This window comes from Microbacterium sp. ISL-59, assembly GCF_018613945.1.
Taxonomy (GTDB): Bacteria; Actinomycetota; Actinomycetes; order Actinomycetales; family Microbacteriaceae; genus Microbacterium; species Microbacterium oxydans_B.
This window is the reverse complement of sequence record NZ_JAGGPG010000002.1, coordinates 1423870-1443334: the sequence shown is the minus strand read 5'-3', so window position 1 is coordinate 1443334 and position 19465 is coordinate 1423870. Positions and strand designations below refer to the sequence as shown.

The 19465-nt window shown below is 69.2% G+C and carries 23 protein-coding genes; 14 read left to right on the top strand and 9 right to left on the bottom strand.

Features of this window, described 5'->3' with window-relative positions; genetic code table 11:
- The first annotated feature begins 25 nt into the window (after window positions 1–25).
- Entirely contained in the window at window positions 26–568 is a 543-nt protein-coding gene (locus J7E45_RS10990; protein ID WP_215069143.1) for a dihydrofolate reductase family protein, read from the top strand.
- Between the two features lie 33 nt (window positions 569–601).
- On the opposite strand, the gene J7E45_RS10985 is transcribed toward J7E45_RS10990, so the two are convergent.
- Together J7E45_RS10985 and J7E45_RS10980 are read right to left on the bottom strand one after the other, a co-directional pair.
- Window positions 602–778, bottom strand: coding sequence for a hypothetical protein (locus tag J7E45_RS10985; RefSeq protein WP_047522894.1), 177 nt, complete (start codon window positions 776–778; stop codon window positions 602–604).
- 9 nt (window positions 779–787) lie between these two features.
- Entirely contained in the window at window positions 788–1159 is a 372-nt protein-coding gene (locus J7E45_RS10980) for a DUF4406 domain-containing protein (protein ID WP_215069141.1), read from the bottom strand.
- 54 nt (window positions 1160–1213) lie between these two features.
- Between J7E45_RS10980 and J7E45_RS10975 the strand changes: the two genes are divergently transcribed.
- The gene (locus tag J7E45_RS10975) at window positions 1214–1960 is read left to right on the top strand and encodes a DeoR/GlpR family DNA-binding transcription regulator (protein ID WP_215069139.1); all 747 of its coding nucleotides are present in this window, start codon (window positions 1214–1216) and stop codon (window positions 1958–1960) included.
- 32 nt (window positions 1961–1992) lie between these two features.
- Here J7E45_RS10975 and J7E45_RS10970 read toward each other — a convergent pair whose 3' ends face one another.
- On the bottom strand, window positions 1993–3165 hold the full coding sequence (locus tag J7E45_RS10970) for an exo-beta-N-acetylmuramidase NamZ domain-containing protein (protein ID WP_215069138.1): 1173 nt from the start codon (window positions 3163–3165) through the stop codon (window positions 1993–1995).
- Between the two features lie 4 nt (window positions 3166–3169).
- On the bottom strand, window positions 3170–4036 hold the full coding sequence (locus tag J7E45_RS10965; protein ID WP_244175903.1) for a MurR/RpiR family transcriptional regulator: 867 nt from the start codon (window positions 4034–4036) through the stop codon (window positions 3170–3172).
- 149 nt (window positions 4037–4185) lie between these two features.
- On the opposite strand from J7E45_RS10965, the gene J7E45_RS10960 reads away from it, so the two are divergent.
- Genes J7E45_RS10960 through J7E45_RS10940 form a run of 5 tightly spaced genes read left to right on the top strand, consistent with a single transcriptional unit; the run spans window position 4186 to window position 9057 of the window.
- Window positions 4186–5472: an ABC transporter substrate-binding protein gene (locus tag J7E45_RS10960; RefSeq protein ID WP_091030604.1), complete on the top strand. Its 1287-nt coding sequence runs from the start codon at window positions 4186–4188 to the stop codon at window positions 5470–5472.
- Between the two features lie 54 nt (window positions 5473–5526).
- The gene (locus tag J7E45_RS10955) at window positions 5527–6483 is read left to right on the top strand and encodes a carbohydrate ABC transporter permease (protein ID WP_091030601.1); all 957 of its coding nucleotides are present in this window, start codon (window positions 5527–5529) and stop codon (window positions 6481–6483) included.
- Window positions 6483–7400 carry a carbohydrate ABC transporter permease gene (locus J7E45_RS10950; protein ID WP_091030597.1) on the top strand — a complete coding sequence of 306 codons (918 nt, stop codon included), beginning with the start codon at window positions 6483–6485 and terminating at the stop codon, window positions 7398–7400. Before J7E45_RS10955 ends, J7E45_RS10950 begins: the two co-directional genes overlap by 1 nt.
- Window positions 7401–7410: 10 nt before the next feature.
- Window positions 7411–8388 (top strand): serine hydrolase domain-containing protein, encoded by a 978-nt coding sequence (locus tag J7E45_RS10945; RefSeq protein WP_308162108.1) that lies wholly within the window; start codon window positions 7411–7413, stop codon window positions 8386–8388.
- A gap of 39 nt (window positions 8389–8427) precedes the next feature.
- Complete coding sequence (locus J7E45_RS10940; RefSeq protein ID WP_215069136.1) at window positions 8428–9057, top strand: hypothetical protein; 630 nt, start codon at window positions 8428–8430, stop codon at window positions 9055–9057.
- A gap of 27 nt (window positions 9058–9084) precedes the next feature.
- On the opposite strand, the gene J7E45_RS10935 is transcribed toward J7E45_RS10940, so the two are convergent.
- Together J7E45_RS10935 and J7E45_RS10930 are read right to left on the bottom strand one after the other, a co-directional pair.
- On the bottom strand, window positions 9085–10002 hold the full coding sequence (locus J7E45_RS10935) for a hypothetical protein (RefSeq protein ID WP_215069135.1): 918 nt from the start codon (window positions 10000–10002) through the stop codon (window positions 9085–9087).
- Window positions 10003–10067: 65 nt separating this feature from the next.
- On the bottom strand, window positions 10068–10790 hold the full coding sequence (locus J7E45_RS10930) for a MerR family transcriptional regulator (RefSeq protein ID WP_251053612.1): 723 nt from the start codon (window positions 10788–10790) through the stop codon (window positions 10068–10070).
- 61 nt (window positions 10791–10851) lie between these two features.
- Between J7E45_RS10930 and J7E45_RS10925 the strand changes: the two genes are divergently transcribed.
- The 6 genes from J7E45_RS10925 (at window position 10852) to J7E45_RS10900 (ending at window position 15126) form a co-directional block, all read left to right on the top strand.
- Window positions 10852–11298 (top strand): DUF6194 family protein, encoded by a 447-nt coding sequence (locus tag J7E45_RS10925; RefSeq protein ID WP_215069134.1) that lies wholly within the window; start codon window positions 10852–10854, stop codon window positions 11296–11298.
- Window positions 11295–11825, top strand: coding sequence for a putative immunity protein (locus J7E45_RS10920; protein WP_215069132.1), 531 nt, complete (start codon window positions 11295–11297; stop codon window positions 11823–11825). The genes J7E45_RS10925 and J7E45_RS10920 overlap by 4 nt, the downstream gene beginning before the upstream one ends.
- 54 nt (window positions 11826–11879) lie before the next feature.
- A complete protein-coding gene (locus J7E45_RS10915; RefSeq protein ID WP_215069129.1) occupies window positions 11880–12557 on the top strand; it encodes a response regulator transcription factor in 678 nt (225 codons plus the stop codon).
- Window positions 12550–13866, top strand: coding sequence for a HAMP domain-containing sensor histidine kinase (locus J7E45_RS10910; protein WP_308162107.1), 1317 nt, complete (start codon window positions 12550–12552; stop codon window positions 13864–13866). The genes J7E45_RS10915 and J7E45_RS10910 overlap by 8 nt, the downstream gene beginning before the upstream one ends.
- Before the next feature lie 78 nt (window positions 13867–13944).
- Window positions 13945–14775 (top strand): hypothetical protein, encoded by an 831-nt coding sequence (locus tag J7E45_RS10905; protein WP_215069127.1) that lies wholly within the window; start codon window positions 13945–13947, stop codon window positions 14773–14775.
- A 123-nt stretch (window positions 14776–14898) separates the two neighbouring features.
- On the top strand, window positions 14899–15126 hold the full coding sequence (locus tag J7E45_RS10900) for an RNA-binding S4 domain-containing protein (protein ID WP_215069125.1): 228 nt from the start codon (window positions 14899–14901) through the stop codon (window positions 15124–15126).
- Between the two features lie 9 nt (window positions 15127–15135).
- Here the strand turns inward: J7E45_RS10900 and J7E45_RS10895 are convergent, their stop codons facing one another.
- On the bottom strand, window positions 15136–15588 hold the full coding sequence (locus J7E45_RS10895; RefSeq protein ID WP_215069122.1) for a hypothetical protein: 453 nt from the start codon (window positions 15586–15588) through the stop codon (window positions 15136–15138).
- Between the two features lie 97 nt (window positions 15589–15685).
- On the bottom strand, window positions 15686–16309 hold the full coding sequence (locus J7E45_RS10890) for a LysE family translocator (protein ID WP_215069120.1): 624 nt from the start codon (window positions 16307–16309) through the stop codon (window positions 15686–15688).
- A gap of 98 nt (window positions 16310–16407) precedes the next feature.
- On the opposite strand from J7E45_RS10890, the gene J7E45_RS10885 reads away from it, so the two are divergent.
- A complete protein-coding gene (locus J7E45_RS10885; protein WP_029264299.1) occupies window positions 16408–16863 on the top strand; it encodes an Lrp/AsnC family transcriptional regulator in 456 nt (151 codons plus the stop codon).
- Between the two features lie 53 nt (window positions 16864–16916).
- Here the strand turns inward: J7E45_RS10885 and J7E45_RS10880 are convergent, their stop codons facing one another.
- Window positions 16917–19445 carry a VCBS repeat-containing protein gene (locus J7E45_RS10880; protein ID WP_215069119.1) on the bottom strand — a complete coding sequence of 843 codons (2529 nt, stop codon included), beginning with the start codon at window positions 19443–19445 and terminating at the stop codon, window positions 16917–16919.
- Window positions 19446–19465 lie beyond the last annotated feature (20 nt).

Genomic DNA, 19465 nt, shown 5'->3' with positions numbered 1-19465 from the left:
CTCACCTCCACGGAAGGAGCAGATCATGGCTCGAGTGATCGTCCACGCAACCGTGACCCTCGACGGGTTCCTGGCGGATGCGGACGGCGGAGTCGACTGGATGTTCGGCCGCCCCTCCGCTCCCGAAGACGATGTCGTCGTCGAGAACGTCATGAAGAACATCGGCGCCATCGTCGGCGGGGCGAACAAGACGCAGACCATCGACGACGGAGAGATCCCCTACGGCGGCATGCTCAAGGTGCCGGTCTACCTCATGACCCACAGCGAGCACGAGCCGATCGAACGCGACGGGATCACCTACACGTTCGTGGTCGACGACATCGCGCAGGCGGTCGAGTCAGCCGCGCAGGCGGCGGGCGCCAAGTGGGTCAGCCTCCTCGGAGGGAGCATCTCGCGACAGTGTCTCCAACTCGGGCTCGTCGACGAACTCCACCTCGACGTCGCGCCGGTCCTGCTGGGCGGCGGCATCTCGCTGTTCGCCGGTCTCGGGCAGCGCATCGAGCTGGAACGCCTGGAGACGTCGGCCTACGCGAGTGAGACCCACCTCCGCTACCGCGTCCTCCGCTAGGACGTCTCGCCGAGAACGCGTCCGACGAATGCGTCAGTCGTCGCTGCGACTGAAGATCCCGCGCAGAACGAGGAACACCACCACGGCGACGACCGCGACGATCGCGAGCTTGAAGATGAACGCGAGCACCGAGAACAGCGCGCTCACGATCCACCACGCGATCACGACGGCGAGGATGACGCCGAGGATGGTCCAGATGTTCTTGGTCATACCTCCAGCCTACGGAATCGAGGCTGGGGGGATCTCCTCGAGCGAGCGATAGACGGGCAGTCCGCGCTCCTGGGCGATCTCGACATCCTTGTCCGCACCCGACGACCCACCGGGAAGGCGCAGCACGGCGTCGCAGTGCTGCAGCAGGCGGTGCGCCGTCTCGTACATCACATCGCCGTCGCCATCACCGGCTTCGGCGGCATCGAGGGTGCGCAGGATCGGCAGCGCGACCCATTCGCCGATCATCGGCACGTGGCCGAGGCGGAAAATCGGCCCGGAGGCCTCTTCGAGGCGCGCCAGGTTCCGGGCGATGAGTTCGGGGTCGCCGCCGGTGCCCGAGCGGTACGGACCGGCGATCAGGATCAGGAGTGGTTTTGTCATGGAGATGACTGTAGTCTGAATCATGCAAGAACGTGCAACTTCGTGAGGAAACACATGCTGGCCGCGCAACGCAAAGACCACCTGCTCGCCCTCCTCGACCGTGACGGACGAGTGGTGGCGAAAGCCGTCGCCGACGAACTCGGGGTTTCGGAGGATGCCATCCGCCGCGACCTCCGTGAGCTCGCCGAGGAGGGGAAGCTCCTGCGCGTGTACGGCGGCGCACTCCCGGCCCCTGCCCCGGAGCCCCCCGTACGCGAACGCACCGCGCTGGCGACCGAGAGCAAGGAACGCGTGGCCCGCGCGGCCGTGGCCACCATTCCGCCCGGAGCGACGATCGTTCTCGACGCCGGCACGACCACACTGGCGATGGCCCGGATGCTGCCCTCCGGCACAGGAATCACCGTCATCACGCCGAGCCCCGCCGTCGCCCTCGCCGTCGCCGAGCACTCGGACGCGCGGGTGATCATGATCGGCGGCGAACTCTCCCGACACTCCCTCGTGACGGGCGGCGGGCTGGCGATCGAGGCGATCCAGCACCTCGCCGCCGATACCTTCTTCCTCGGCGCCACCGGCATCGATCCCGACCGCGGCCTCACCACGGGCGACCTCGACGACGCCGTGACGAAGCGCGCACTGGCCTCGCGCTGCACCGAGACCGTCGTGCTCGCGAGCGAGGAGAAGATCGGCGCCGTCGCGCGCTACCCCGTGCTGGCACTCGATGCCATCACCGCGATCGTCGCCGACCCCGCCGACACCAACCCGCTCATCGCGGAGATCGAGGGACGGGTCGGAGGAGACTGACCCCCGCTTCGGGCCCGAGACGGGCGGGAACCTCAGACGTAGAGCAGATCCTGGGCGACCGCATCCCTCCACCCGGGAACGGCGAGGCGCTCGGGATCGTCCCATTCGCCGCCGACGACCTGCGCGAACGCCCCCTCCACACCGAAGAGCTTCTCGAGCGGGGTCCAGTCGGACTCCCCGGGCATGGGCACGAGGGAGCGCTCCTCGAGCATCCCGGGGTGGATCTCCTCGATCAGCGACAGCAGGCGCACGCCCGTGTGCACGGGCCGCAGCGCCTCGGCATCCGTGACGTGCAGGATCACTCCCTCGCAGGCGTCACCGGCGTGATCGCGGACCAGCGGTGTGAAGCCGTAGGGAACCGCGGCGATGCCGGGAAGCCCGGCCGCCATGATGGCTGCGGCATAGCGCTCCCCGTCGATGAAGGGCGCCGCGATCACGCGGAACGGCACCGCGGTGCTTCGCCCCTCCGAGACGTTCACGCCCTCCGCCAGGCAGGTGCCGGGGTACAGCAGGGCCGTCGTGGGGCTGGGGAGGTTCGGGGACGGCGGCATCCACGTGCCCTCATCCACGCGGCGAGCCGTATCGCGAGACCATCCGTCCACCGTGACGACTTCGAGTTCGACATCGATCCCGCGCGTCCGCACCCAGTGGCGGGCCAGCTCGCCGATCGTGAGCCCGTGCCGAATCGGCATGCTCCAGCGTCCCACCAGGGACTGCGCCCGCTCGTCGAGCATCGGTCCTTCGGCCCGGTCGAGGCGGCCGCCGATCGGGTTCGGACGATCGAGCACCACGACCGCCACACCGGCATCGGCGCACGCCTCGAGCACGTGGCTCATCGTCCAGATGTACGTGTAGAACCGGGCACCGACGTCGGGCAGATCGATCAGCATCACGTCGAGGTCGGCCAGGTCGGAGGCGGCAGGACGCACGGCGTCGCCGTACAGACTGCGCACCTCGACGCCGGTGACCGGATCGACGAGATCTCCGACGAGTTCACCCTCTCGCGCACGCCCGCTGAGCCCGTGCTCCGGTCCGAAGAGCCGAGTGAACCGCCATCCGGTCTCGGCCAGCGGCTGCCGTCCGCGTCGGAGGTCGGAGGTGAGCGCGAGGTCGTTCGTGACCATCCCGACGCGACCCCCTTCGAGGCGCGCGAGCAGATCGGGACGGATGTCGCGTCGGATCAGGCGGTCGATGCCGAGAAGCATGGGATCAGTCGATTCTGTGGTCGGTGACGGCGTTGTAGGTGCGCTGCAGGTTGTCGGAGATGGTGTCGTAGTCGGCCTGCGCGATGCGGGTGAACAGGAAGTCGAGCACTGCGAGCTGGGCGATCCGACTCGCCATCGCGCCGGATCGGAACGTCGACTCCGAGACCGCGGTGACGAGGACCAGCGAGCAGACCCGTGCGAGCGGAGACCGGGGATTGTTGGTGATGGCGATGGTCGTCGCCCCGGCGCGGGCTGCGACCTTGGCCGACTGGACGATCTCGAGAGTGCGACCGGAGTGCGAGATCGCGACCGCGACATCCCGTTCGTCGAGGAGTGCGGCACCGGTGAGCGCGAGGTGGAGATCGGTCCGCGCCTGCGCCACGAGTCCCGCGCGGTGCAGCTTCTGCTCCAGGTCCTGCGCGGCGAGGCCGCTGGAGGCCGCGCCATAGATGTCGATGCGGCGGGCGGCGCGCACCGCATCGACGCAGCGCTCCAGTTCGTCGATGTCGATCTGCCGTGCCGTGCGTTCGATGGCCGACGCCTCGGCGAACGCGATCTTGCGCACGGTGGTGAGCGCGTCGTCGTGCCGGCTGACATCGCTCTCCGACACCTGGAACCGCTCACGGTCGGAGGCGCTGCGGTCGAGCTCGGTCGCGAGAGCGAGGCGCAGATCCGGGTACCCGGAGAACCCGAGGCTCTGCGTGAAGCGGGCGATGCTGGCGACCGATGTACCGCAGGCGGCGGCGAGATGGGTGATCGAGTTGTCGACCACGCTCTGCGGATCGGCGAGCACGTGCGTGGCGATGCGGCGCTCGGTGGGCGTGAGCGCGGACAGGCGCTGATGGATGGCGGTCATCGCACTGGTGGACACGGCACCAGGATGACACGACCATGTTACGAATGGAAGTAATTTTCGGAAAGGGCTTGAGTTTCTGTAAAAGATTCCCCAAAGTGGGCGGAGGCTTTCACAGCAGAGATGCCCCGGTCCCGCCGACGGCTCTCACAACCGAGAGGAACACCATGCGATACCGCACCACCCGACTCGCGTTCACCGCAGGTCTCCTGGTCACGGGGCTGGCCGTGGCCGGATGTGCACCCGCGGCTTCCAGCGGAGAGGCCGGCGGCGAGGACGTCACTCTGAAGATCTGGTCGTGGCAGGCTTCTTCCTCCCCCAAGTGGGAAGCCGTCTTCGACAAGTACGAGGAATCGCACCCCGGCGTGACCATCGAGTTCGAGGGCTACCAGCCGACCGAGTACAACCAGATCCTCGCAACCGGCCTCGAGGGCAGTGACGGCCCCGACATCGCCATGCTCCGCGCGTACGGCGGCATCCAGCCGGCGATCCAGTCCGAGCAGATCGTCCCGATCGACGACATCGTCGACGGGCTCGACCAGTTCGATCCGACAGTGCTGCGCGCGGCTCAGGGCAAGGACGACGGCAAGACCTACGGCGTGCCCTTCGCGTACCAGACGATGCAGATGTTCTACAACAAGACGATGTTCGACGAGATGAAACTGAAGGAGCCGAAGGACTGGGACGAGTTCATCGAGCTCCAGGAGAAGCTCCTCGACGAGGGCGTCACCCCGATGGCCCTCGGCGCCCGTGAGGACTGGGTCCTGCCGATGTTCCACGACATCGTCGGTTCGGCGAACTACGGCGGTGCCGACTTCGAGGAGAAGGTGCTCGCCGGCGACGTCGACTTCACCGACCCGGCCTACGTGTCGTCGCTCGGGATCGTCAAGGACATGCAGAAGTACCTCGACAAGAACGTCAACGCGATCGCCGTGGCGGATGCCGTGCTGCAGTTCACGTCGGGCCAGGCCGCGCAGTGGCCCGGCGGCTCGTTCGACCTGCCGACCTTCCAGAACTCGGCACCCGACACCGAGTGGGGCGTCTACGAGGTGCCGCCGGCTCCGGGCAGCGCGCTCGACCACGCCGTCACCCCCGGCTACGCCGACGGCAGCTTCGGCATCAACGCCTCCAGCGACCAGCAGGAGGCCGCGACAGAGCTGCTGAACTGGATGACCACGAAGGAGTTCGGCCAGCTCGTCGCCGACGAGGTCGACCAGTTCTCCGCCCTGCCCGGTGTGAAGTACTCCGACCCGCTGATGCAGGAGATGAACGAGCAGTACACCGCCAACCCGGCGCCGTACCTGCTGCTCGTCGACTTCCGTTACGGCGACCCGACCGGCACGGCCGTGCTCGGACCGGACATCCAGGCGATGTTCCTCGGAGACAAGACCCCGGAGCAGCTCGGCACCGACCTGCAGACCGGGATCTCCACCTGGTTCACCCCCGCATCCTGACCCGACCGTGAGGGGCGCCGGCCTCGGCGCCCCTCACGCAGCGAAAGAGGCATCATGGCCCTGACCCTCCCCCTCCGCCGGGAGAAGACACGGCGCTCACGCGCGGGAATCGCGCTGTCGACCCCGACCGCGACGCTGTTCGTCCTTCCCGCCGCGGTGCTGTTCGCCGTGCTCATCCTCTATCCGATGCTCGCCGCGCTCAGCTATTCGTTCTTCGACTGGCAGGGAACCAAGCAGGGCGGTTTCGCCGGCGTCGCGAACTACATCACCCTCCTCACGAAGGAGCCGTACGCCTCCGAGCTGTGGAACGCGTTCGGACACAACCTGCTGCTGTTCGCGGGCGCACTCGTCTTTCAGAACTCGCTCGGCCTCGGCATCGCGACGCTGCTGCACCGTCGCAAGCGCACCAAGCGCTTCTTCCAGACGATCTTCGCGCTCCCCTACCTCGTGAGCCCGATGGTCATCGGCTACCTGTGGTCGCTCATGCTCTCCCCGCTGTTCGGTCCCGTCAATGCGATCCTCCGCGGCGTCGGGCTCGAGAGCCTCGCCCTTCCATGGCTCGGCGACCCGCAGCTCGCGATCTGGGTGATCGTGCTCGTGAGCGCCTGGCAGTGGATCGGCTTCCCGATCCTGCTCTACGGCGCAGCGCTCGGCGGCATCCCCGAGGAGATCGAAGAAGCCGCCGCCCTGGACGGCGCCACCGCAGGCAAGCGCTTCCGGTACATCACCCTCCCGATGCTCACGCCGACCATCGGCATCATCACCGTGCTCACCTTCATCGGCAGCATGGAGGCCATGGCGATCCCGTTCGCGCTCGCGGGCTCGAACGGCGCCCCGGCCGGATCCACCGACGTGATGATGCTGCTCTTCTATCGCACCGCGTTCGAGTCGGGGAACCCGAACTCGATCGGCGTCTCCTCCGCGCTCGCGACCGTCCTGTTCATCTTCATCATGGTGATCTCGGTCGTGATCACCTCCACGATGCGTCGCGCCGAACGAAAGCTGTTCTGATGAGCACCGCCACCGAACCCCGCACCGAGCCGACGACCGAGGCGATCGTCTCGGGCCGTCCCTCCGCACCGCGTCGCCGCACGAGCCGCACCTCGGACACCCCGTTCATCGGGCGGCTGTTCGCGAACATCTTCCTCTGGGGATATGCGCTCATCGCGATCGGTCCCCTGCTGCTCATGGTCAACAACTCGCTGCGCACCCAGCAGCAGATCGCGACCGAGCCGCTGGGCCTCCCGGTGCCGCCGACCTTCACGAGCTTCCAGAGCGCGTGGATCACGGCATCCTTCGACACCTACTTCCTCAACTCCATCACCGTCACGGTCGGGTCCGTCATCGTCACGACGGTGGTGTCCGTGCTCGCCGCGTACGCGTTCGCCCGGGCGAGGGCGAAGTTCTTCCGCGGCATCGAGGCGGTCTTCCTCTCCGGGCTCATGCTGCCCGTGCACCTGGCGATCCTTCCGCTGTTCTACCTGCTCGACTCGCTGAAGATGACCAGCAACGTATTCAGCCTGATCCTCGTCTACGGCGCTCTCGGCATCCCGTTCACGACGTTCGTGCTGACGGTGTTCTTCCGGGCGCTGCCGATCGAGCTGGAGGAAGCCGCCCGCATCGACGGAGCCGGTCCGTTCCGCACGTTCATCCAGATCCTGCTGCCGCTCGTGCGGCCCGCCCTCGCGACCGTGATCGTGTTCCGCTTCGTGCCGGTGTGGAACGACTTCTTCTATCCGTTGATCCTGCTGCGCGACCGCGACTCCTACACGCTGCCCGTCGGGCTCACCCGCTTCTTCGGCGAGTACTCCACCGACTGGCCGCAGTTGTTCGCCGGGCTGACGATCGCGACGATCCCGCTGATCGTGCTGTTCCTGCTCGCGACCAAGCAGATCATCAACGGGCTCACCTCCGGAATGAGCAAGTGAGGCGCCCGTGGTGAACGGCGCGCCGGGCTCGGCGTGGGCCTCGTTGCGGAGCACGCACCGAGGGGTGGCCGAGGAGCTGACGCTGCTCGGCACCCCCGCGGACGACGACCCCGAGCCGCTCGGCGCTGATCATCTGTTCGACCTGGCCTCGCTCACGAAGATCTTCACGACCGTTGCCGCGCTACGCCTGGCGGATGCCGGGATTCTCGACCTCGATGAACCGGTCGCGCCTGTGCTCCCGGTCGGCACGGGCACGGGTGCCGCGCTCATCACCCCCCGGCACCTGCTCACGCACACCGCTGGGCTTCCGGCCGAAGGCGGCGCGTGGCGATCGGGGCTCGCGGGCGAAGAACTGCGCTCCACCGTGCTGCGAAGTACACTGCGTGCCGAGCCGGGCACCGCGCACCTCTACTCGGACGTCGGATTCATTGCCGTCGGTGAGCTGATCGAGCGGGTCTCGGGCCGCTCTCTCGCGGAGCTCGTCGCGGACGCGGCCACGGTCATGGGCGCGGAGGCACTCACCTGGAGCCCTTCAGTGACCCGTGCGGTGGCCACCGAAGTGCAGCCGCATCGCGGGCTGGTCCGGGGAGAGGTCCACGACGAGTTGGCGCACGCGCTCGCTCGCCCCGCGGGTCACGCCGGGCTGTTCGGGACCGTGCACGACGTCGCCGCCCTCGCCCGCACGATCCGCGACGGCGGCGAGGGGGCTCGTGGGCCGGTTCTCTCTGTGGAGAGCGTGCGCCTGATGGTGACCCCGGTCGTCACCGCGGCGGCGGGCTACGGCCAGGCGGTCGGTCTGCGGGTGCGGGACTCGGCGTGGATGGGCGAGGTGCACGCCGTCGGCCACACCGGCTTCACCGGCACCGCCTTCGCGGTCGATCTCGACTCCGGAGGCTGGGGCGTGCTGCTGACGAATCGCGTGCATCCCTCACGGGAGGGCGCCGATGTGACCGCGGTGCGCCGGGACTTCTTCCGGACGATCGTCTGAGGTCCCCGCCTGCCCTTCGCGCTCCAGTAGCGTCTTCCCATGAGCTTCACGCCCCTCCGGTCCCGGTCGCGCAATCTCTACACCTGGTTCGCCACACGCCCTGATCTCTTCGTCTCCGAGCGCTCGCCCCGCAAGTCGGCGACCTGGCTCGTGATCGCCGGGCTCATGGTGGTCGTGATGCTCGTCGTCTACCTCAACCCGGAGTCGACGGCCGAGCTCCTCGGCGGCCGCGTGCGCAGCGGACTCGCGATCGCCGGTGCCTTCTTCCTCCCGCCGGCTGTCTTCGTCGCCGGCATCGTGATGTTTTTCGTCAGCGCCCGACGCTGGCGGATCAAGGGCGGAGGCGTCCTGACGAATCCTGTGATCCACGGTGTCGCCGCGGGATTCCCGCTCGATCAGACCGTCTCCGCGCTGCAGCGCGGCAGCTCCGACAGCGCCGGCATCGTCGCCGCGCTGAAGGATGTGATCGAACACCGGGGCGACGACCGACTGCTCACGATCTGGACCTCCGACGCCGACCGGGCGATGTACATCGGCGTGATCCGCGTCGCGGGGAAGGAACTCTGGATCGACTCCGAGCCGGTCGCCGTGGATCCCGCGCTCTACTTCGACGCGAAGGAATTCGACCGCACCGCGATGCGCGAGCAGGCCGGCCTCGGCGGTCGCTGAACCGCGCCGGCGTCCCGAAGGCGCTGATCAGACCTGGGCGGGACCGAGTCCTGGGAACTCAAGTGAGGTCTTCTCCGGATCCCGCCAGGCACGGTGCACGAGGGTGTCGGGGCTCGTCGCTCCATAGGCATCCCGCAGCGCCGCGCCGCAACGCTCGGCGAGTTCCCGGAAGTCGCTCGCGTACGCGGGCAGCGGGAGCTCCGAGGTCCAGTTCGGCTGCGCGGCTCCCGGCTCGTTCCATCCGGCGGCTCGCAGCACCGCCTCATCGGCATCCGCGACCAGATCGCTCGCGGGCGCCTCGGCGTGGAGCGTCTCGGGGTTTCCGGCGAACTGGACGTAGCGCAGCGGGTCGCCATCGACCCAGACGATGAGGAACACGCCGTCGGTCACACCGCGGAGCGCCGTGATGAGACGGAGAGTGAACGCTCCCCAGGCCGACGGCTCGGCGTCGGACGGCCGCGGGACCGGGCGCTGCGCGACGGCGTCTCGGGCCGACGCCGCCCACGGCATCGGCTCGGGTGTGCGGGTGGTCGTGAAGACGAGGTCCCGGTCGTCGGCGGACACGAACTTGAGCCACGACTGCAGCTCGGGCCGCTCGAACCCGAACCTCTCGAACCCCTGCTCGGCTGCGCGCGGATCGCGGGTGTCGAGGCGTACCAATGCTCCGCCGCCGGGCTCGACGGTGACCGGGATGCCGCGATACGTGCCGCGGTGCGCGACGCGGAAGCACTCCAGCTGTTCGTCGGGTGCGATGTTGCGGACCCACCCGTTCCCGATCTTCCGGAAACCCTCGACCGGGGTGGGGCTCCAGAGCGCCCAGTTGCCGCCCGGGCTGGCGAGCGGGTACTCCGTGTCCCCGGCGCGGACGTATCGTCCCGACTTCTGCATGGTCAGCACCCCGGATTCCGGATCGGCGCCGCGAGCACGCGCATCATCTTCGGCCACCGCAAGCTGCACGTCATACGAGCCACCCTAAGCGAGCCGTCCGACCTCGCGGTCGACGACGACCGTCAGTCTCCCTCGCCCCGATCGGCGAGCAGCGCGTGCAGGTGCCCGGCGGCTGCGAGGAGCGCGACGCTGCGTCGTGTGAGCGCGACCAGCCGGTCCCGGAGGATGCGCTGCACCTCGCCCGTGTCGGCATGCTGCCGCACGTGTTCGAGGATGCGCGAGATCGCAGGGATACCGTAGCCACCCGCGCGCAGGGCGGCGACGATGCGCGCCTCGGTGATCGCCGCCGCGCCGTACGACCGCGTGGATGCCGTGCCGCGAAGCGGATGCACCAGCCCTTCCCGCTCCCAGTGACGCAGCGCGGACGGGCGGATGCCGAGAGCCTGCGCGAGTTCGCCGATGGTCATCGCGTCCGCGTCATCGAAGTCGTCGTCGGCCTCGACCAGAGCGACATCGAGGCCGTGCAGGGCCTCGCGCACCCGGGAGCGATCGTCCGCGAGGCCGACATGCACCTCGTCGATGCGCTCGGCCGCGGCGTCGACCGAGGCGCCGATCAGAGTCGGCATCAGTCGTCGGGCGGGCACAGGGCCGATGGCGGCCGCCATCGCACGATAGGCGCGCGCGGCGGTCTCGTGCCGCCCTGCGTAGCGGCGGTAGCCGTTGGACGCGCGCGCGACCGGAGGGATGACCCCGAGCCGCTCCAGGTCGCGCACCTGCTGCGTCGAGTAGCCCACGCGTCGTCCGAGCGCAGCCGTCGTCATGACATCCTCTTGAGGGTTCAGCATGCGATTCATCCTCCTTCCCGCATCAAAGTCCACATAAGCACGTGAACCTCATCATTGAGGGATGACAATGCAGGAGATCATCGAAACAGTCCGTGGCTTCGACGGCGCCCTCGTCGTCACCCCCGAAGAGGGCAGCGACTTCCCCGCGCTCTCCTGGGGAGACGCCTACTTCTATCACTCACCGGACGGGCGGATGCCGGAGCGCACCCAGCCGTACGGAACGATCATCACGAAGGACTACCCCGACGACACGACATCCGCGCTGGATGCGCCAGGGCGGTTCCGCGTCAACATCAACGTCGGCCGCGAGCGCGCCGTGTCACTCGCCGCCATCGATCCCGCGCCGACGGAGGTCGACGTGTTCCACCGGCATCCGCTCTACGGTGCGGCCGGGTGGGTGTGCGTGATCGACCCGGGCGAGCGAACCGAGGGCGCCGTGCTCGATCTGCTCCGCCAGGCGCACGAATCCGCACGACAGCGGGCCGAGCGGCGGGCGAGGCGAGCATGACCACTCCCCAGGGCATGACCGAGGCCGACCGGCGGATCGTCGCGGAGTGGGCGGCCGATTGCGCCGAGCGGGTGCTGCCCCTGTTCGAGACGGAGGCGCCGGACGACGACCGCGCGCGCGACGCGATCGCGAGAGCTCGAGCCTTCGCCCGGGGCGAGCTCACCGCCGCCGGCGAGATCCGTCGGCGATTCGTCGCGGGCAGGGCTGCGCACAGTGCGAGCTCTCCGGCAGGGGCTGCAGCCGCCCGTGCCGCCGCGCAGGCCGCGGGCGTCGCACACATGGGCGCCCATGCACTCGGAGCGGCGGCATACGCCGCGAAAGCCGTGGAGCTGGCGCATCCGTCGAATCCATCGGCCCGCGCCGAGGAGGTGCGCCGGCAACTCGCCGCCCTCTCCCCTGAGGCATCCGCCGCTCTGCGCGCACTCCCCCCGCTCGGCGAGGATTCCGCGGGCCCTCTCGGCCCCGGCCTGCTCGCCACCGGCACGCTGGGCGAGGTGATCCGCGAGATCCAGGCTCACCTCCGCTGATGCGTCCTCCCGAGCTTCAGCCCCGATTCAGCGTCCACCGGCCACACTGGAGGAATGCGGATCCTGGTGGTGGACGACGAGGTGCGCCTGGCCGAGGGCGTACGCCGCGGCTTGGAGGCCGAGGGCTTCGCCGTCGACGTCGCGCACAACGGCGTCGACGGACTCTGGCGGGCGCGGGAGACCCGGTATGACGCGATCGTGCTCGACCTGATGATGCCGGGCATGAGCGGGTGGAAGGTGTGCGAGGCGCTACGCGCTGAGGAGAACTGGACGCCCGTGCTGATGCTGACCGCCAAGGACGGCGAGTGGGACCAGGTCGAGGCGCTCGAGACCGGGGCCGACGACTACGTCACCAAGCCGTTCTCGTTCGCGATCCTCGTCGCCCGCCTCCGTGCCCTCGTGCGCCGCGGGGCCGTCGCGCGCCCCGCGATCCTGGAGGCCGGCGATCTGCGACTCGACCCCGCCGCCCACCGCGTCTGGCGCGGCGACACCCCGATCACGCTCACTGCACGCGAGTTCTCGGTGCTGGAGTACCTCATGCGCCACCGGGGTCAGGTCCTGTCGAAGCGCGCACTCATCGAGGGTGTCTGGGACGACGACTTCGACGGCGACCCGAACATCGTCGAGGTCTACGTCGGGCATCTGCGCCGCAAGCTCGACAAGCCGTTCGGGCGCGAGGCGATCGAGACGATCCGCGGTGCGGGCTACCGGCTGGCGGCCGACGGTGGCTAGGCGCAGCTGGCGCTCGGTGCGCGGGAGGACCACGCTCGGGGCGACGGTCGTCGTCGCGGTGGCCCTGCTCATCGGCGCCTTCTCGTTTTACGGCGTGCTCAGCGCCAGCATCCACGGCAGCACAGAGCGGGCGGCTGAGCAGCGCCTCGATGAGCTCGCCGAGCGCAGCGACGGACCGGGCCGCGGCGGGATCGACTCCCTCGAGGACGAGTTCGTGCAGCTCGTCGGCCCGGACGGATCGGTACGGGCGGCCAGCGAAGACGCCAGGGAAGCGCTCGGTTCCGCGGCTCTGCCCGTGTCCGACGACCCGCAGACGCTGACCGTCGACGGGGAGCGGATGCTCGTCGTCTCGGACGACCTCGATGACGACCAGACACTCGTGCTGGCCGTGTCGATGGATGACGACGCCGAGACCCTGACGACGGTCGCGACCCTGCTCGCCATCGCCGTCCCCCTGCTCCTGCTGCTCGTCGCGGTGACCACCTGGCTCGTGGTCGGCCGGGCGCTCCGTCCGGTCGAGCGCATCCGCGAGAAGGTCGACGGCATCACCGCCGAGCGCCTGCACCAGCGCGTGCCGGTGCCGGAGACCGCGGATGAGATCGCGGCGCTCGCGACCACCATGAACGGGATGCTCGATCGACTCGATGCCGCGGCCACCGCGCAGCGACGTTTCGTGTCGGATGCCTCGCACGAGCTGCGCTCTCCCCTCGCGACCATCCGTCAGCACGCCGAGCTCGCACAAGCCCACCCCGACGTGACGAGCATCGGCGAGCTCGCGGAGGTCGTCTCGGAAGAGGGGCTGCGCCTGCAGGGCATCGTCGAGTCCCTGCTGCTGCTCGCCCGCCTCGACGAGGGCGCGAGCACGCACGACGAGGCGGTCGACCTCGACGACATCGCGCTCGGTGAGGTGCGCCGACTGCGCGCGGCCGGATTCGATGTCGACGGCTCCGGCATCCGGGCGGCCAGGGTGAACGGTGATCCCCGTCTGCTCGGGCAGCTGGTGCGCAACCTCGCCGACAACGCCGTGCGGCACAGCCGCGGCCGGGTCGCGATCGGCGTGACGCCCTCCGGCGGGCACGTGTTCGTGACGGTCGAAGACGACGGCACCGGCGTGCCCGCCGAGGAGCGGGAGCGCATCTTCGAGCGCTTCGTCCGCCTCGATGACGCGCGCAGCCGCGACGCCGGCGGCAGCGGACTCGGTCTCGCGATCGCCCGCGGCATCGCCTCATCGGCCCGCGGGACTCTCGCGGTCGACGACTCCCGCTGGGGTGGCGCCCGCTTCGTCGTCACGCTGCCGCTCGGCGCCTGAGCGCGGATCCCCCCGTTCCTGAAGACGGCTTCAGGAGGCTTCAGGGAGGCTTCAGCGCCCGCGCGAGACCATCGGGACATGGACGACAAGACACCCACCCCGGACCAGACTCCCGACCAGACCCCCGCGAGCACCCCGGATGCGCAGACCGTCCCGGTCGCCCCGGCTCCGCCCGCGGCAACCCCGACCGCCGACGCCGGGCAGCACCCGACGTTCGCCGCGGCCGAGCCGGTCGCCGCCCCCGCCGCATCCGAGGCCAAGCCCGGACGCAAGCGCGCCCTCCTCATCGGCGGCGGCATCGCTGCGGCCGTGATCCTCGCGGGCGGCGGCATCGCAGTCGGCGCGGCGATCGGCGACGAGTTCGGCGACGACGACGACCACTCTTCGATGTCCGACGGCCCCCGTCACGACGAAGGAGCGCCCCAGGGCGATCACGACGACGATCGACAGGACGACGACAACACCTCGTCGAACGACCGCGGCCCGGTGACCGGCATCGGCACGGCATCAGCAGACGAGCTCATCGAGATCGCGGATGCCGCACGAGGCGCCGCCGAGGGCGAGGTCACGTCGATCGACGCGAAGCGCGACGGCACCTGGGAGGTGCAGCTCACGACGACCGACGGGACCGAGACCGACGTCCGCGTCGACGAGAACCTCGCGGCTTCCGTCATCGAGACCGATCCCGCTGACGGCGACGACACCGGTCCCGCGCTCACCCTCGACGACGCGGCGATCCGCTCGCTGGTCGATGCCGCGCTCGCCGAGGCCGACGGCATGATCACCGACCTCGATGTGGACGGCGACGACGTGAGCCCCTACGACGCGTCGGTTCTCACGTCGGACAACCGTTCGATCGACATCGACTTCAGCGCCGACTTCGCCGTCGTCGGAACCGACATCGACTGAGCCGAGGGCCTCGTCCCCGGGCCGTCCTGCGACGTCCGACACTCCCGATGCCGCCGCCCCTCCCCCGGGGGCGGCGGCATCATCATGCGCCGGGGCGGACGCGGCGACGGCTAGCATTCAGGGATGAGCAGCTCCGGACCGATCGACGACATCTCCATCGGCGGCGAAGTGATCCGCCTCGGACAGTTCCTCAAGTTCGCCGGCCTCCTCGACTCGGGCGGCAACGCCAAAGAGGTCATCATCGACGGGTATGTGACCGTCAACGGTGAGGTCGATCGCCGCCGCGGACGCCAGCTGCGCGACGGCGACCTGGTGTCGTTCGAGGGCCGAACGGTGCGCGTCCGCCCCTGACGCGGGAGCTCAGCGAGCGCCGCCCGGCAGGACCTTCCGAACGGTCACGACGATCAGGGCGATCAGCAGACCGACCAGAGTCACATCGGCCACGATGTACGCGTAGTGCGCCCAGTTGGTCCCGGCGGCCGCGAATCCTGCGATCACCAGGTCGCTGCGCTGGTTCAGCACGGGGCGGATGACCGCGACCTCGACGAGGTAGACGAGCCAGATCGCGCCGAGGATCCCCCGCGTCGCGCGCCCCGCCCGCGCGCGCACGCTCACCACGGTGAGGACGATCAGCACCACGCCCGCGAGCACGTTCAACGCCGTGAACACGAGCCGCCCGATGCCCAGTCCGATCGGGATCGTGACACCCGGCGCCAGGAACTTCAGCGGCGCTTCCAGGAAGGAGAGGGCGATGATCGCGCCGAGCAGGAACGCCGGCAGCAGCAGACGGAGGGCCGTGGTGGTCCGTGCCATGCCTGTCACCCTTCCCGTCGTCCCCAGATGAATCCGCGTCCGACGCTACCCCGGCCCTGTGATCGAGGCGTCGCCGAGCACCGTGCTTAAGCGCTGCTCACAACCACTCGAACACCTGCTCGACGAGGATCCCGACGCCGATGACGGTCATCGCGATGCCGGCGAGGCGGGTGACCAGCGAGCTCGCGCGTGGGCGGGTGCGCAGCAGGCGGCGGGCGAGCAGCCCGACTGTCGTGTAGACGACGGCGATGTTGAGCAGGTGCAGTCCGCCGAGCGCGAGCATCTGCGTCGTCGACGACCAGCCGTCCGGACTCGTGAACTGCGGCAGCAAAGCGAGCAGGAGAAGCAATCCCTTGGGGTTGATGCCGCTCACTCCCGACCCTCGCAGGAACTGCGACCATCCGCCGGTCGCGATCGGCTCCCCGCTCTCGGCGATCGGAGCCGGGCGGCTGGCGAGCGTCGTCGCGCCGAGGAAGATCAGGTAGAGCGCCCCGACCACAGTCAGGGTCGTGAGCGTGACCGGATACGCGGTGACGAGCGCGCCGAGCCCCAGCGCGACGGCGACGATGACGACCGTGTAGCCGGCGAGCATCCCGAGGATCGACGGCGCGATCGAGCGGGCCCGCAAGCCGGCCGAGATCGCGTACGCCCAGTCGGCGCCGGGGGTCAGCGCGAGCATGACCGCGACCACCCAGAACTGCATGACCAGTGCGATATCCATCAACCCTCCTCAATCCGAGGAAGAGACTACGAAGGATTCCGCGAAAGGTGCTTCGATTCTTCGCGTACTCGCGACCGATTCCTGCAAGACTTGTCGCCATGGATGCACTTGACCGGGAGATTCTCTCGCTGCTGCAGGATGACGGCCGGATGAGCGCGACGAACCTCGCTTCGCAGGTCGGTCTGAGCCTCTCGGCCTGTCATCGACGGCTCAAGGAGCTGGAGCAGTCCGGGGCGATCGAGCGGTACCGCGCGGTGGTGGCTCCGAAGGCGGTCGGGCTCACGTTCGAGGCCATCGTGTTCGTGACGATCGGGCGCACCGACAAGGACACCATCGTCGCGTTCGAAGAGGCGGTCGTGGCCATCCCCGCGGTCGCCGAGGCGCAGCGCCTGTTCGGCGACCCCGACTACATGCTGCGCATCCTCACCCGCGACATGAGCGCGTACCAGGAGCTCTACGACAGCACCCTCGGAGCGCTCCCCGGCGTGCAGCGGCTCACCTCGACCATGGTGATGAAGCGCCTCGGCGCCGACCGCGCGGTGCCGATTCCCTGAGGCACGAAGAAGCGGGCACCCTCCTCGACCGAGAAGGGTGCCCGCTTCGTCGCCTACTGGTAGGTGACCGTCGCGTCCCACGCCGTCGTGTCGTACGCCGCGGTGGAGCGCGCCTGGGTGACGAACTCCAGACGGTCGCCGGCCGCGACCGTCACCGGCACCCGGAACGTGCGCGCCGCGGCCGTCGTCAGAGTGGTGCCCGTCGTGCCGGTCGGCCAGATCTGGGTGTTGTTCTTGAGGATGCGCACGACCACTCCGTCACCACCCGCCTGCGGCTTGGAAACGACGCCCGTGACCACCGTGCTGCCCGCAGTCGGGGCGACATAGACGCGCGCGGCATCGGCTCCGACATCCGGATGCTGTGCGTCGGACCGGACCATGGTCCAGGTGGCCGTTCCCTTCCACCGGGTGTTGGCGGCATCCCACGTCATCGGCGTGATCACCCGTGAGCCGCTCGGGTAGGTCCACTGCTCGTACGACCACCCTCCGGCGCCCTGGGTGCTGGCGAAGTCGGACTTCGCATGATGCACGGCGTCCGGATGCTTCAGCTGGCGCACGAAGTCCTTCGTCATGTTCCAGTACATCGAGTTGTCGATCACGCCGTCGGTGTTGGTCCACTTCTCGGCGGGTGCCACGAGACCGCTCGTGTCGGCGATCTGCACCGATGTCTCCTCGGCGAACTCGTTGAACGAGTTGATCACGACGCTCTCGGGCGGGGTCGGCCGGTCGAGCACCCGCCGCCACGTCTTCTCGATGTAGTAGAGCCCGTTCTGACGCGAGACCGGGGTGTAGCCGGGCACGTTGTTGTTCCACCCGGGCATGGTGAGCATCACCTCGTCGTTCGAGGGCGAGCCGTCGGGGCCGAGCTGCCAGCCGTACTCACCCGGCAGCGCGCTCGAGGCGAAGCGCACGGTGAAGTGGTTCGACGCGCTCTTGTCACCCGTGTAGGAGCGCCACGCGTTCTGCGTCGAGACCGGCGCGTACACCACGAGCAGCGGCTTCCCGTCGACCTGGTGGTAGTGCTCGGGCCCGCCGATCGTGGGATCACCGGCGAACTCGGCCCAGGTCTGGGCCGCTTCCTGCTCGATCGTCACGGGGGTGCCCGTCCACTGCACCCGGCCGATGGCGAAGGCGTATCGGATGTCGCGTTTCGCGGGTTGCGCGTTGTGCACCGCGATGCGCGCCGCGACGTCGGCCGCCCGGTTGAGGATGGCACCGCTGACGTTGTTCAGACCGTTCGTCTCGTCGAGCAGGAGCCAGTCGATCTCCGCACCGGAGATGGTGTTCAGGTGCTCGTCGATCACCGCCGAGTTCCCGCTGTCGTACGTCTGGTAGCTGCCGAGGGTGTACGGGACGTACCGGATCGCCGGCTTGCCGGGGAATCCCGCCCAGGTGTTCGTCGAGACGCTGTCCGCCGAACGATATCGCAGAGCGTTCCAGGTTCCGCCGCCGACTCCGGCGGTGAAGGCGACGGTCGCCTTCCAGCCGTAGCGGTCGCCGGTGATGTTCCCCTGCAACAGACGCGTCGCGCCCACCCCGAACCCCGTGTGCAGCGCGATGTTCTCCGGCGAGATGGCCTTGAGCGCGCGGTCGTATTCGCGGCCCATCAGGTCGCCGCCCACACCGTCACCTGTGACGTCGGCGTGGAAGTAGACGTAGGGTTCCGCGTAGCCGTCGCCGTTGCCATCCGTGACGAACTGGTCGTTCGATCCGATGCCGTGCGTGGTGGTCCACGCGGCGGGGGCTCCGAACGCGGTGCCGGTCGACGGAGTCGTGTACCAGGACCCGTCCCACGCGGCGAAGTACACCGCATCCGCCTTGCCGTCTCCGGTCGTGTCGGCGAGGAACTGGCGGGTCGTGTTGCCGCCGAAACCGGTCCGCCAGGTCGTGAGGGCGGCGAAGCCGGTGCCCGATGAGGCGCCGGCGTGCCACGTGCCACTGTTCACCGCTCCGGAACCGTTGGTGAAGGTGGCGAGATCCGCGCGGCCGTCTCCGGTCACGTCGGCGACGAAACGTGCATTGGCGCTCGCCCCGGTGTTCGCCCTCCAGAGCGTGTACTGCTGGAACGACGTCCCCGACGAGAGCGCGACGTACCAGTCGCCCGGCTGCCCGTCGCCGTTGCCGTCAGTGGCGAAGTACGCGACCGCATCCGCGCGGCCGTCACCGTTGACATCGGCCATGAAGCGCTCACTCGACCCGGCTCCGTGGCCGGACACCCAGGCGGTCGCCGCCGCGAAACCGGTGCCCGTCGAGAGCCCCACCCTCCACACACCCGTGGCGTCGAACGTGACGGCATCGTCCTTTCCGTCGCCGTTCACATCGGCGAGGAACTGGCTCGCGCTGGAGGCACCGTGGCCCGTCGCGGAGGTGATCGGCAGCGCAGGGACCTTCGAGTACCAGGTGGCGTACCAGATTCCGACATTCGGCGTAGCGGCCGCGGTCGCGGCAGTGTCGGCCGCGCCGGTGGTGGTGGCATCGGCGGCGGTATCGGCGGTGCCAACCGCGGCGACAGCGGGCGACACTGCACCCGTGGCCACGAGCGCGACCGCGGCGAGCGCCCCGATCAGATTGCGATATCTCATGTGCTCTCCTTTGAGCGTCC